Annotated in this window: 12 protein-coding genes; 3 read left to right on the top strand and 9 right to left on the bottom strand. The window is 61.1% G+C overall.

The features are described 5' to 3' along the window. Positions 1-3: 3 nt before the first annotated feature. From aroQ to E0L29_RS00410, 5 genes are read right to left on the bottom strand one after another with little or no spacing between them, the layout of a single operon-like run. On the bottom strand, positions 4-459 hold the full coding sequence (aroQ, locus tag E0L29_RS00390; RefSeq protein WP_131353417.1) for a type II 3-dehydroquinate dehydratase: 456 nt from the start codon (positions 457-459) through the stop codon (positions 4-6). Positions 460-476: 17 nt separating this feature from the next. Then, on the bottom strand, positions 477-1,925 hold the full coding sequence (gene hslU, locus E0L29_RS00395) for an ATP-dependent protease ATPase subunit HslU (protein WP_131353419.1): 1,449 nt from the start codon (positions 1,923-1,925) through the stop codon (positions 477-479). A 41-nt stretch (positions 1,926-1,966) separates the two neighbouring features. Further along, a complete protein-coding gene (hslV, locus tag E0L29_RS00400) occupies positions 1,967-2,515 on the bottom strand; it encodes an ATP-dependent protease subunit HslV (protein ID WP_131353421.1) in 549 nt (182 codons plus the stop codon). A 5-nt stretch (positions 2,516-2,520) separates the two neighbouring features. Further along, positions 2,521-3,966: an RNA polymerase factor sigma-54 gene (rpoN, locus tag E0L29_RS00405; RefSeq protein WP_131353423.1), complete on the bottom strand. Its 1,446-nt coding sequence runs from the start codon at positions 3,964-3,966 to the stop codon at positions 2,521-2,523. A 6-nt stretch (positions 3,967-3,972) separates the two neighbouring features. After that, positions 3,973-4,539: a DUF3109 family protein gene (locus E0L29_RS00410; RefSeq protein WP_131353425.1), complete on the bottom strand. Its 567-nt coding sequence runs from the start codon at positions 4,537-4,539 to the stop codon at positions 3,973-3,975. Between the two features lie 110 nt (positions 4,540-4,649). Here E0L29_RS00410 and folD point away from each other — a divergent pair, with 110 nt between their 5' ends. The 3 genes from folD to E0L29_RS00425 are packed head-to-tail and all read left to right on the top strand — an operon-like array spanning position 4,650 to position 8,437. Next, the gene (gene folD, locus E0L29_RS00415) at positions 4,650-5,537 is read left to right on the top strand and encodes a bifunctional methylenetetrahydrofolate dehydrogenase/methenyltetrahydrofolate cyclohydrolase FolD (protein ID WP_131353427.1); all 888 of its coding nucleotides are present in this window, start codon (positions 4,650-4,652) and stop codon (positions 5,535-5,537) included. A gap of 6 nt (positions 5,538-5,543) precedes the next feature. Further along, the gene (radA, locus tag E0L29_RS00420) at positions 5,544-6,914 is read left to right on the top strand and encodes a DNA repair protein RadA (protein ID WP_131353429.1); all 1,371 of its coding nucleotides are present in this window, start codon (positions 5,544-5,546) and stop codon (positions 6,912-6,914) included. Positions 6,915-6,949: 35 nt separating this feature from the next. Then, positions 6,950-8,437, top strand: a complete 1,488-nt coding sequence (locus E0L29_RS00425) for a dicarboxylate/amino acid:cation symporter (RefSeq protein WP_131353431.1) — start codon at positions 6,950-6,952, stop codon at positions 8,435-8,437. Between the two features lie 33 nt (positions 8,438-8,470). Here the strand turns inward: E0L29_RS00425 and E0L29_RS00430 are convergent, their stop codons facing one another. From E0L29_RS00430 to E0L29_RS00445, 4 genes are all read right to left on the bottom strand, one after another. Further along, on the bottom strand, positions 8,471-9,217 hold the full coding sequence (locus E0L29_RS00430) for a class I SAM-dependent methyltransferase (protein ID WP_131353433.1): 747 nt from the start codon (positions 9,215-9,217) through the stop codon (positions 8,471-8,473). A 366-nt stretch (positions 9,218-9,583) separates the two neighbouring features. After that, complete coding sequence (locus E0L29_RS00435; RefSeq protein ID WP_131353435.1) at positions 9,584-10,519, bottom strand: CoA ester lyase; 936 nt, start codon at positions 10,517-10,519, stop codon at positions 9,584-9,586. A 196-nt stretch (positions 10,520-10,715) separates the two neighbouring features. Beyond that, the gene (locus E0L29_RS00440; RefSeq protein ID WP_131353436.1) at positions 10,716-11,393 is read right to left on the bottom strand and encodes a hypothetical protein; all 678 of its coding nucleotides are present in this window, start codon (positions 11,391-11,393) and stop codon (positions 10,716-10,718) included. Between the two features lie 474 nt (positions 11,394-11,867). Beyond that, a complete protein-coding gene (locus E0L29_RS00445) occupies positions 11,868-12,470 on the bottom strand; it encodes a hypothetical protein (RefSeq protein WP_131353437.1) in 603 nt (200 codons plus the stop codon). Positions 12,471-12,535 lie beyond the last annotated feature (65 nt).

Below are 12,535 nucleotides of genomic sequence, written 5' to 3' on the forward strand. Positions count from 1 at the left end.
ACGCTACTGCCGGCCGCCCCCGGCCGCGTGGGCGAGCAGGGCGCGCACGCCGAGCCGGTAGCTCTCCTCCCCGAACCCGCCGACCACTCCCAGGCATACTGCGGATATGACCGACGTCCGCCGGAACTCCTCGCGCGCATGCACGTTCGAAAGGTGCACCTCGACGACCGGCACCGAGACGGCGGCGATGGCGTCGCGCAGCGCTATGGAGTAGTGGGTCAGGGCCCCGGCGTTGAGCACCACCCCGGTGCGGCTGCCGCCGTCTTCAAAGCCGTAGAGCTTTTCGATGATCGCCCCCTCGTCCTCCGACTGGAAGAAGTCGAACGTAACGTCGGGGAACCCGGCGGCAAGGTCCCGGTTGATGTCCTGGAGGGTCCTGTGGCCGTAGATGGCCGGCTCGCGCCTGCCGAGCCGCGAGAGGTTCGGACCGTTGAGTACGAGGATGCTTGGCGTGCTCATGGCTGCTCGGTCTATGGTTAGAGGATGTACTGGCTGAGGTCCCGGTCGGAAACGACCTGCTCCAGCTTCTCTTTGACCATCTTTTCGTCGATGGTGATCTTCTTCGCACTCATGTTTTCGGGGATGTCGAACATCAGTTCCTCGAGCAGGTTGGTCATGATGGTATGCAGCCGGCGCGCTCCGATGTTCTCGACGCTCTCGTTGACGGCGGCCGCCGTGCGGGCGATCTCGCGGATGGAGCCCTCGGTGAACTCCAGCTCCACCCCTTCGGTGCCCATCAGCGCGCGGTACTGCTTGATGAGCGCGTTGCGGGGCTGGGTGAGGATGAGGAAGAAATCCTCCTCGGTGAGGCTCTTGAGCTCGACGCGGATCGGGAAACGCCCCTGCAGCTCGGGAATGAGGTCGGAAGGCTTGGCGACATGGAACGCGCCGGATGCGATGAAGAGCACGTGGTCGGTCTTCACCATGCCGTGCTTGGTGGCGACGTTCGAGCCCTCGACGATCGGCAGGAGGTCGCGCTGCACGCCCTCGCGGCTGACGTCGGGACCTTTGCCGCCCGAACCGGTAGAGGGCGCGGCGATCTTGTCGATCTCGTCGATGAAGACGATGCCGGACTGCTCGACCTTCGTGATGGCCTCCTTGACGACGCTCTCCATGTCGATGAGCTTCTGCACCTCCTCCTGCTCGAGGATGCGGCGGGCGTCGGAGATGCTCACCCGGCGCTTCTTGCGCTTGCGCGGCAGGCCGCTCATGAGATCCTGCATGATGCCGCCGATCTCCTCCATCTGGCCGAGCGGGCCGAAAATCTGCATCATCCCGCCCTGCGAGTCGCTCGTCACGTCCATTTCGATCTGGCGATCCTCGAGCTTGCCGCTGCGCAGGCGGTCGCGCATCTTCAGGCGGGTGCGGCGGTTGGCCTCCCGGGCCCCGTCTCCGCCTTCGGGCTCCTCTGCGGACTCCTCGCCCTCCACCTCGAACTCCGCCTCCCCGGCGGCCGGAGCCTGAACGGGCGGAAGGAGGATGTCGAGCAGGCGGTCTTCGACGAGGGAGGAGGCCTTTTCACGCACCTCCTCGCTCTTTTCGCTGCGCACCATGGCGACCGACTGGTCGACGAGGTCGCGGATCATCGACTCGACGTCGCGGCCGACGTAACCGACCTCGGTGAACTTCGAGGCCTCGACCTTCACGAACGGGGCGCGGGCGAGCTTGGCCAGGCGCCTGGCGATCTCGGTCTTGCCGACGCCGGTGGGGCCGATCATGATGATGTTGTTAGGCATGATCTCCTCGCGGAGCTCTTCGCCCACGTTCTGGCGGCGGAGGCGGTTGCGCAGCGCGATGGCCACGGACTTCTTCGCGTCCTTCTGGCCGATGATGTATTTATCGAGAAGCGAGACGATCTGGTGGGGTGTCAGATGCTGCTCACCGAGGCTTCCGCCCCGTGATGCATCGTCGTTCATATGGGTCATGTGACGGTATTGGACATATTAGCTGGAAATAAACCACCGGCCTACAGCTCTTCGACGACGATGTGGCTGTTGGTGTAGATGCAGATGTCGGCCGCGGTCTCGAGGCTCTCGCGCACGATCTCGCGGGCGGAGAGGCCGGTATGCTTCATGAGCGAACGGGCCGCGGCAAGGGCGTACATGCTGCCGCTGCCGATGGCGACGATCCCGTCCTCCGGCTCGATCACGTCGCCCGTGCCGGAGATGATGAGGGCGCGCTCAGGGCTGACGATCGCCAGCATCGCCTCGAGCCGTCGGAGGTACTTGTCGGTGCGCCAGTCGCGGGCGAGCTCGACGGCGGCGCGCTCAAGCTTGCCGTTGTAGGCCTCGAGCTTCTCCTCGAAGCGGTCGAGAAGGGTGATGGCGTCGGCCGTGGCGCCGGCGAACCCCGCCAGGAGCCGGCCCTGGTAGAGAGAGCGGATCTTGCGGGTGGAGTGCTTGACGACGGTGTTGCCGAGCGTCATCTGACCGTCGCTGCCGAGGGCGGCATGGCCGTCGCGCAGGACGCCGATGACGGTGGTGGAACGGATGACGGGCCGATCGGGATGCTTCATGTGGTTTAAAATATTTTCTTTCTTAGCCTTGCAACCGGAATTTGCAATTGTTCGCGGTATTTTGCAACCGTACGCCGGGCGATCTGGAACCCCTTCGAGGCGAGCGCCGCGGCGAGGCTGTCGTCGGAAAGGGGCTTGCGGCCGTCCTCGGCCTCGATCATCTCTCGCAGGTGCTGCTTGATGATCTTGCTCGAGACGTCCTCGCCCTCGTCGGTCTGCAGGGCGCCGCTGAAGAAATACTTCAGCTCGAAGACCCCGAAGCGGGTCTGCACGTACTTGCCGTTGACGGCGCGGCTGATGGTCGAGATGTCCAGGCCAGTGTCGGCCGCAAGCGTCTTCATGCCGAGCGGCTGGAGGAAGGAGGGTCCGTCGGTGAAGAAGCGGTACTGGTGTTTCATGAGCGATTCGATCACCTTCAGGAGCGTCTGGCGCCGGGTTTCGAGCGCGCTCTTGAACTCGTTGGCCTTCTGCAGGTTGCGCCGGATGAACTGCCGGTCGTCCTTCGAGCCCTTCCGGGTCTTCAGCAGGTCCCGGTACTCATCGCTGACGCGGACCGAGAGCGCGCTGCGGTCGTTCAGAGAGGCCGAGAGCGCGCCGTTCTCGTAGGTCACGACGAAGTCCGGCGAAATGTAGTGCCCCCCCTCGTCGACGAAAACGCCGGGATGAGGGTCGAGGCCGGTGATGATGGCGACGGCGGCCTCGAGCCGGGCCCTGGGAAGCTCGAGCTTCTTGAGGAGCCGCTCGAAGCGCCGGTGGATGAAATCCTCGTAGTGGTTGAGCAGGATGTCGCGCGCAGCCTCCGCATCGGCAGCGGGATGCTCGCGCAGGGAAAGCTCCAGCTGCGTGAGGAGCCGCTCACGGAGGTCGAGGGCCGCAACGCCGGGAGGGTCGAGCCGCAGAATCATGCGGCGCATGTTCTCGACGTCCTGCTCTTCGACCTCATCCAAACCGCCGAGGCGGAGCCCGTCGACGATGACCGAGGGGTCCTCGCTGAAGTAGCCGTCTTCGTCGAGGTTGCCGAGGATCTCGATGGCCACCTGTATCTCCTCCCTCCCTACATCCTCCTGGAGGGTGAGCTGGCGCAGGAGGGTCTCGTGGAAGCTGTCGTGCTGCACCGCCTGGAAGAAGTGCTCCCCCCCGCCCTTCTCATAGCTGAACGAAGGCATGCTCTCCCTGCGTTCCTCCCTCGAGGCCTGGCGTTCCTGTTCTTTGAGTGAGCTTTTGCTGAACCGGTCGAGCTCGTCGAACATCTCGCCGGAGGAGGAGTCCGCCGGGAGTTCCGAGACGCTGTCGCGCGCCCCCTCGACCGCCTCGAGCAGGGGGTTTTCCTGCAGCTCCTCGTTGATGCGCTGCTCGAGATTCACGAGCGGCAGCTGCAGCAGCTGGCTGCCGAGGATCTGCTGCACCGAAAGGAGCGCTTTCTGTTTCTGCTGGAGTCTGAATTCAGGCATCAGCTCTTAGGAGGATGGTTTGCGGAACGCGGCAAGGCTTTCTACCCATTCCCGTCCGTAGAGTTCTTCAAGGGGGGCAAAGAGATAATCGACAAGCGGCTTCTGCAGTTCCCCGCCGAGCCGGCGGGCGCTGCGGCACATGGAGTGTCGCTCATAGACAAGATACGGCAGTCCGAACTTTTTTCGCACCCGTATCGGGAAAAGCCGGCAGGAAATCGGCTTGTTGAAGCCAATAATCCCCTCGCGATAGGCGATTTCGACGGCGCAGAGGGTGATGCCTTCCCGCTCGAGCGAGAAAACGCACTCGCGGCTCCCGACGGTGCGGGTGTAGAGCGTCCCCTGGTAGAGCTCGACGGTGCCGTGGCGGGCGATCCACTGCGCCTCCTTGTCGGGAAGCATCCGCAGAAGCTCCCCCGGCGGGTGCTCGAGCTGGCGCGCCTCTTCGGGGGTAAGCGGGGCGCCGAGCTCCCCTTCGACACAGCAGCAGCCCTTGCAGGCCTCGAGGTCGCAGGAGAAAAACGATTCGAGGATATCCCTGTCGACCAGGACCTCTCCGACGGAAATCATTGCCATAGGACGGGTTCGGATTTCAGGGTTTGCCGTTTCGCCGATTTTTTCATAGCTATAGGCAGAAATTAGAGCGCCTCACGCCTCGCAAACTACCACAACCTAGCCCCAAAACCATGCTCATCATCGACGGAAAGAAAGTGTCGCTCGTCATGAAAGAAGAACTCAAGACCAGCGTTGAATCGTACCGCTCCATCACCGGCAAGGTTCCGGGGCTTACCGTCATCATCGTCGGCAGCGATCCGGCTTCGCAGGTGTATGTACGCAATAAAGCAAAAACCTGCAAAGAGATCGGCATGAATTCCTCCGTCATCGAAATGCCGGAGGATACCCCCGAAGCACACCTGCTCGAGGTGATCGCCTCGCTCAACGCCGACCCGGCCGTACACGGCATCCTCGTCCAGCAGCCGCTGCCGAAGCAGATCGACGAGTTCGCCGTCACGATGGCGATCGATCCTGAAAAAGACGTCGACGGCTTCCACCCCGAGAACCTCGGCAAGCTCGTCATGGGCGAGCTCGACAAGTGCTTCGTCAGCTGCACCCCCTACGGCATCCTCGAGCTCATCGGCCGGTACGGCATCGAGACCAGCGGCAAGCACTGCGTGGTGATCGGGCGCAGCAACATCGTCGGCAAGCCGATGGCCAACCTCATGCTCCAGAAGCTGAAGGAGTCCAACTGCACCGTCACCGTCTGCCACTCCGCGACGAAGGACATCGCCTCCCACACCCGCCAGGCCGACATCCTCATCGCCGCCATCGGCAGGGCGAAGTTCGTCACCGCCGACATGGTCAAGCCCGGAGCGGTGGTCATCGACGTCGGCATCAACCGCATCGAGGACCCCACGACGAAGAGCGGCACCCGCCTCGTCGGCGACGTCGACTACGAAGCCATCTCGGCGACGGCCTCGGCCATGACCCCGGTCCCCGGCGGCGTCGGCCCCATGACGATCGCGATGCTCCTGAAAAACACCCTGCACTCGTTCGAGCGCGCAAACGGTCTCTAAGACAGAATGGCTCGCCAGGCCACTCGCTACGTCTGCTCGAACTGCGGCGCCGTCTCGCTGAAGTACCAGGGGCGGTGCTTCGAGTGCCAGAGCTGGGGCACGCTCGAGGAGACCCGCCTGGAGGAGGAGCCCAAGCCGGGAAAAGGGCGCAGCGCCGGAGGCCCGAGGGCTTCGGTCGTGAACCTGCAGGCAGCCGCGCCCGAGGAGTTCCACCGCACCGTCACCGGCATCGGCGAGCTCGACCGGGTGCTCGGCGGCGGGCTCATGCAGGCATCGGCGGTCCTCGTCGGCGGAGAGCCGGGCATCGGCAAGTCGACCCTCATGCTCCAGCTCGCCGCACGGCTCGACCCCTCGAAAACGCTCTACATCTCCGGCGAGGAGTCCCCGAACCAGATCCGCGAGCGGGCCCAGCGCCTCGGCCTGAAGCCCGAAAACCTCTGGCTCGCCCCCGAGGTGCGCCTGGAGTCCATACTCGAGACCATCGAGCGGGAAGAGCCCGCCCTCGTCATCGTCGACTCCATACAGACCGTCTACTCCGGCCTCTACCAGAGCTCGCCCGGCACCGTCACACAGATCCGCGAGTGCGCCGGCATGCTCATCCAGGCCGCCAAGCGCCGGAACTTCGTCCTGATGGTCATCGGCCATATCACCAAGGAGGGTGCGCTGGCGGGACCCAAGACGCTCGAGCACATGGTCGACACCGTCCTGCAGTTCGAGGGCGAGAGCCACCAGCGGTACCGGATCGTGCGCTCGGTGAAGAACCGCTTCGGCCCCACCAACGAAATCGGCGTCTTCCGCATGGAGGAGTCGGGGCTCGAGGAGGTCTCGAACCCCTCCGAGTTCTTCATCTCCGGCCGGAGGGCCGACGTTCCCGGAAACTCCGTGCTCGCCGCCATCGAGGGGTCCAGGGCGCTGCTCGTCGAGGTGCAGGCGCTCGTCTCGAAGACCAACTACTCCATGCCGCAGCGCATCAGCACGGGCTTCGACCTGAAGCGCATGTCGATCATCCTGGCCGTCCTCGAAAAGCGGCTCGGCATCGAAACCTGGGGGCAGGACGTCTTCGTCAAGATCGCCGGGGGGCTGAAGCTCGTCGAGCCGGCCTCGGACCTCGGCATCGCGGCCGCCGTCGCCTCGGGACTCATGAACCGCCCCGTCGAGGAGCAGACGGTCTGCTGCGGCGAAATCGGCCTCTCCGGAGAGCTGCGCGCCATCAGCGACAGCGAGCGGCGCATCAGGGAGGCGGCGCACCTCGGCTTCAAGCGCATCGTGCTCCCCGAAGCCAACACGCGCGAACTCAAGCCGGCCATACAGAAGCTGCCGATCAAGATCACCGGACGGGCCACCCTGCAGGAAGCCCTCGACGCCATGGGGATCTGAGCCCCCCGCCGCCGCCAACCCCTCAACGAAACCGCATGCCAGAGCAGCCCGCCCCCAAAGGAAACGGAAAACTCCTCATCGGCATCATCGCCGGCATCGCCACGGGCTCCCTCCTCGGCGGCCTCTGGCCCGAAACCGGAGCCTCGCTGCACTTCCTGGGCAGCCTGTTCGTCCGCTTCCTCATGATGCTCGTCATGCCGCTCATCGTCGCCGCGATGGTCGTTGGCATCTCGCGGCTCGGCGACATCCGCAGGCTCGGCTCCCTCGGAGGGCGCACCGTCGGCTACTACCTCGGCACCACCGCGATCTCGGTCCTTACCGGCATCGCCCTCGTGCTCTGGATCCAGCCCGGAAGAACCGGCATGGAGCAGTCGCAGGAGTCGTTCAGCCGCCCGGACGCCCCCTACCGCATCGAATCCGGCATGGTCCTGCTCGAGGGCACCCGCCTCCCCGACCTCGACCCCTCAGCCTACAGCCTCCGCCTCAACGACCGGAACATCTCGGCCAGCGTCACGAAAGCCGAGCGCAGCGCGGAAGGCACGATCCTTACCGTAGAGTCCTGGAACAGGCGCGACGAAACCGTCGCGGCCCCCAGGGGCAACGGACTCGGCATCAGCCTTCTGCGCCGGGCCGAAGAGCGCTTCATGCAGGAAGAGCGCGGTGCCCAGGACATCCTCCGGGAGGTGGTCGACGGGCTCGTCCCCTCGAACATCTTCCGGGCCATGGCCGACAACGAGATCCTCCCCGTCATCCTCTTCTCGCTCCTGCTAGGAGCGGCCCTCTCCATGAGCGGAGAGGCCGGAAGGGCGGGCATCGACTTCTTCATCAGCCTCAACGAAGCCATGATGAAGATCATCCACCTTGCCATGTACCTCGCCCCGGTGGGCATCGGCGCCCTCATCGCCGGCAGGCTCGGCGAGGCGGGAGGGTTCGCGGGATTCTGGCCCGAACTCCGCCAGCTCTCGAGCTACGCCTTCACCGTCATCCTCGGCCTCGCTGTCCACAGCCTCCTCTGGCTGCCGCTCCTGCTCAGGATCTTCGGGCGCACCTCGCCGGCGACGTTTGCCCGCAACACCCTACCCGCACTCCTGACCGCCTTCTCCACCGCATCCAGCTCGGCCACCCTTCCCCTCACCCTGGAATGCGCCGAGGAGAAGAACGGCGTATCGCCGAAGACCGCGGGCTTCGTGCTCCCCCTCGGCGCGACCGTCAACATGGACGGCACCGCCCTCTACGAAGCCGTCGCCGTCATCTTCATCGCGCAGATGAACGGCATCGCCCTCGGCCCCGCCGAACTGGGCGTCATCTTCCTCACCGCCACCCTGGCGGCGATAGGTGCGGCGGGCATACCCGAAGCGGGACTGGTGACGATGGTGATCGTGCTGAAGGCCGTCGACCTCCCCGTCGAAGGCATAGCCCTCATCCTCTCGATAGACTGGTTCCTCGACCGCTGCCGCACCGCGGTGAACGTGTGGGGCGACAGCGTCGGAGCGAAGGTCGTGGATGCGGGGACGAGGGGGTGAGCGGGCGAAGCGGGATCACGACCCCCTCATACGTCACCGCCGCATGAGCGCGAAGACGCCCCAGCCGAGGTATTCACGCGTATAGGCGGCATGGCGCTCGGGTTCGGAGGCCAGCCTGGCCCGGATCTCGCCGGCCATCTCGTCATCGGGATTGGCATCGAGCCACCGGCGCATGGTGAACCAGCGCTGCCCTTCGTACCGGTCCCAGCTCTCCTGGTCCGCCAGGACCATCTCCACGACATCGTAGCCGTACCGGCCGAACGAGGCGAGCAGCTCGGGAAGAAGGAGGAAGTCCGAAACCGACCCGGCAAGCCCACCTCTTGCGATCACGTCTGCCGACGGAGGCTGCCGCCAGTATGGTTCGCCGATGAGGATGATCCCCCCGGGAAGGAGGCTCCGCTCGAGAAGCTCGACGGTACCGGAAACGCCTCCACCGATCCATGTGGCCCCCAGGCATGCCGCCACGCCGACCTTCTCCTCAGAAACGAAACCGGAGGCATCGGCGTGGATGAAGTCGACATGGTCGGAGACACCGAGCTCTTCGGCGCGGAGCCTGGCCTGCCGGGAGAACAGCACGCTCATGTCGACGCCGGTGCCGCGTATGGCATGATCGCGTGCCCAGGTGCAGAGCATCTCTCCCGAACCGCTGCCGAGATCCAGCACGCGGGTGCCCTGCTCCATGCGCAGTGCCCTGCCGAGAACGGCCAGCTTTTCGGGTGTGAACGGGTTGTGGATGCGGTGGGCGCTTTCGCTGATGGTGAAGAACCGTGGAATATCCAATGCTGAAATCCTCCTTACGATCGGTTGTCAAGAAATCGGAACGACTGGATGGAAATATAACGGACCGGAAGGGAGAAACAGCGAAGCGATATGATGCATACTACAGGCTACAGAGCGGGCCGTCGGACATGACAAAGATCCTGGATGGGAGAGAAAAGGGGCAAGGGCATAAAGAGCCAGCCTCAGGGATGTGAGGCCGAAAACGAACCGTCCCCGGCAACACCTGCTCGGCCAAGTGGTTCGGCAATTTTCACCGCAACGAAAGGAATATGCGGTCAGGGCGTTTCGCATGTATGTCGGAAACCCACCCGAGCCGCGTCCCAAGTGACGCACTCTTCACAACGGGTACACCTTACTGCGGAATATTCACTCCTCATGACCGGTCGCCGCCAGAAGGGCCAATGCGCCCCTGTACACAGGCTCGTCGATAAACCCGTACTGCTCATGCACGAAGCCTGTGCTGCCTTTTTTTGCCTCCTCCTCAAAACAGCGCACAATGGCTATTGCTCGTGCGCTCTCCTCCGGCCTGGGGGCAAACACCCGGTTGGCCAGCTCCACCTGCCCCGGAGAGATACAGCCTTTGGATGAAAAGCCCATGCTCCGCTCCAGCAGGCACCACTGTTCGAAGATCTCCAGATCCCTGTACTCCTGGTGGACAAACGATACAGGATGGAAGCCGGCTGTGAGGGCATCCAAGAGAAAGCGTGAAAGCAGATAGCTGGCCGTCGGGTTCCCCGGCGTGACCACCGACTGGGGCAATCCGAGATCGGCACATAAATCCAGGATACCCAGATAGACCGTATCCACGCGCTCCTCTACCCGGAGATCGACAAGATTCTTCAGCGCCTCACCGGTCTCGACAGAGAGATGGATTCGAATCGCAGGATCTACCAGGCGACATGCCTGTTCGACGTCCTGGGCGGTTCTGACCTTGGGGATACGGATTGCGTCCGGCACTGCCCGGTTGATCAGCCGGATATCTTCTTCTCCCCCTTCACCCAGGGGATTGACCCGTACGATCAGCTCCGTTTTCGCCTCCCGGGCATGGGCGGTAAAGAGCGCGGCCAGAGCACGTGCGCGGGGCTTCTGTTGCGGTGCGACGCCATCCTCCAGATTGATGACGGCCATATCGGCTGCAAGTACATCCAGTTTATTCAGATGGTTGACCCGGTGGGCCGAAACCATCAGGGCGCTTCGGCGCGGACCGCGACAGAGGGGACGCCGGGAAAGCGTTTCGGGCAACTGCCCTTCGATCGCTGCAATACTGGCACTCTCCAGCCAGGCAAGGTCTTTGAATATCATCAGGAGCAGGAATTGTGCAAAGAAATGCCGACCTCGACACAGTCGGGAACGTCACACCCTCTCCCTGTAAGGTGGGCGGGTGTGTTGAGGGAATATAGGTATAGAGCGGCTATTTCAGGGCGTCTAACGTTCTGCATAAGGGGCGCCGCGGTAGCGGCGTCCCAGTGAGCGAGAGCGAATGATCTTGATGCGGTTGTCAGGCATGTTTGTCAATAAACTCCAATGCATGATCATATTTTTTACGCACTTTCTCTGGAGCATTTTCCCTCATTTTGACTAATGCCTTACGAAAGTGGTTTTTGCCATTAACAGAACCATTATTGAAGGCGTATGCATACAAACAATCTGCCTCTGCATTTCGAAGTACTTTCCTGTCAGAAACCTTACGATAGAACGCCCTCTGATCTAGAGGTAAAACCGACTTCAGTTTGTCTTCTACACTTGGGGCTAGGCAGAATCCGATCCAATCCAATGCCTCACCATATGCATGGGCCTCAATCAATGCTGGGCCAATAAAAATATTCTTTTTCGATTGTGAGTACAGCTTTCCATGACTAATGCAGCCACGCACCGGTATGTGCTTATTGATGAGAAGCTGGAAAAATATTCTTGCAGCACTCTCTAGGCGGGCAAAATCTTCTAAGCTATCAGAACCCGTGTATATTATGAAAGTATCAGAAAACCAAGAATGTAATAGACCTTGTTTTTTTGTTCCTTGGCCTAAAGCAGAACGCATACGAGAAAGTGCATCCGAATATATAGGGATAACCTCTTCAATAGATTTTGTGTTAACAAAATCGGTAAATCCCAGTAAATCAAGATATGCGAACCAGCGATCTCGATAACGGAGTGGTCTGTATACTAATTCTTCCATAAATGCCTAACGGTTGAGTTGAGCGGCGCGCGCGCCGGCGTCTGAGCTTGGCTCTTTATCCTTCACGGGCCCGCTCGAACGAAGTGTTAGACAGCGGTGCGCGGCCGGTTCGTCGGACGCATTCAGCGAGCTAAGGTCGAACACGATACAGCCTGGGCTCATGACCATCGGCAGTGCTCACCAGCTTTAAGCCCCCTACGACCTCGTCCGCCGCAGCGCGATTGTCGTAGTATCCGTACACAGAGATAACGGGCGACCATTCACCTGAGAGTTCTTGCATCTCGATCACCGTGGATTTCGTACTCGAGTCGTCGGCCTGACAGCCGGCAAGAGCAAAGCCAACGACAGCGAAAACCCCGAACCGTCTGACAGAACCACCTAGTTTCATGATGTGCGACCTCCCGCCGTCTAACGCCCGGCATGAGGCGCGGCGGCTTTTTGCCGTCGCTCTCAATGCCGTTGTTATAGCTATTTTCACTGCGGACTTATTACTGGCACAAGCGCAGTACAAAATATAAAATATAGTGCTATAAGTGACAGTCCAATTGGCAGTGCAAAAGATTGAAACCACACATAAATATGACCATATATTGATAAGGCAGAGAACTTTGTACCTGCGGCATCAAGCCTTACGGAGTAGAGCTCCACATTGGCTTTAAACTCACGAAAGTCACTTTTTAACTCGGAGTCTATCCCATCAAAGTTTTCTGGCCACTCTTGACCTTTTTCGAGCGCATATAGTTTTTTGATTAGCTTGGCACCCCCATTAACAAAACCCTTATCAGTTTTCATTTCAGTGCCAAATTCAGACGTTATGTTATTGCTTTCAAACCAAAACCTAAATGCAGCGAGATCACCAACCCAATTAACTATGAGGGCATAAATAAAATATACAATAAGTGACAGTGCAACAACATCAAAAAGCTCAGATGGAAGACTGAGCCCGAAAACCGATAAATTATCGAGATTTACATTATAGGCTTTGACCAAGATGGCTAAAAATGAAATTGCTATTAGCCTTCGACCATATTTTTCAGTGAGGTCAGATATTAAATTATTACCGCTTAACTTGGGCATATTGGTTATTTTCTCCGTGGTTCATCATTGGGCTATAACGCCCTGATTCAGCAGCGGACCGTCCG

The sequence above is a fragment of the Chlorobium sp. N1 genome, from assembly GCF_004332115.1.
Lineage (GTDB): Bacteria > Bacteroidota > Chlorobiia > Chlorobiales > Chlorobiaceae > Chlorobium.

Coding starts and splice junctions, on each gene's coding strand:
- E0L29_RS00445 (WP_131353437.1), bottom strand. CDS start 12,470: ATGCCCAAGTTAAGCGGTAATAATTTAATATCTGACCTCACTGAAAAA.
- E0L29_RS00435 (WP_131353435.1), bottom strand. CDS start 10,519: ATGATATTCAAAGACCTTGCCTGGCTGGAGAGTGCCAGTATTGCAGCG.
- folD (WP_131353427.1), top strand. CDS start 4,650: ATGCTCATCATCGACGGAAAGAAAGTGTCGCTCGTCATGAAAGAAGAA.
- E0L29_RS00440 (WP_131353436.1), bottom strand. CDS start 11,393: ATGGAAGAATTAGTATACAGACCACTCCGTTATCGAGATCGCTGGTTC.
- hslV (WP_131353421.1), bottom strand. CDS start 2,515: ATGAAGCATCCCGATCGGCCCGTCATCCGTTCCACCACCGTCATCGGC.
- radA (WP_131353429.1), top strand. CDS start 5,544: ATGGCTCGCCAGGCCACTCGCTACGTCTGCTCGAACTGCGGCGCCGTC.
- hslU (WP_131353419.1), bottom strand. CDS start 1,925: ATGACCCATATGAACGACGATGCATCACGGGGCGGAAGCCTCGGTGAG.
- E0L29_RS00410 (WP_131353425.1), bottom strand. CDS start 4,539: ATGGCAATGATTTCCGTCGGAGAGGTCCTGGTCGACAGGGATATCCTC.
- aroQ (WP_131353417.1), bottom strand. CDS start 459: ATGAGCACGCCAAGCATCCTCGTACTCAACGGTCCGAACCTCTCGCGG.
- E0L29_RS00425 (WP_131353431.1), top strand. CDS start 6,950: ATGCCAGAGCAGCCCGCCCCCAAAGGAAACGGAAAACTCCTCATCGGC.
- rpoN (WP_131353423.1), bottom strand. CDS start 3,966: ATGCCTGAATTCAGACTCCAGCAGAAACAGAAAGCGCTCCTTTCGGTG.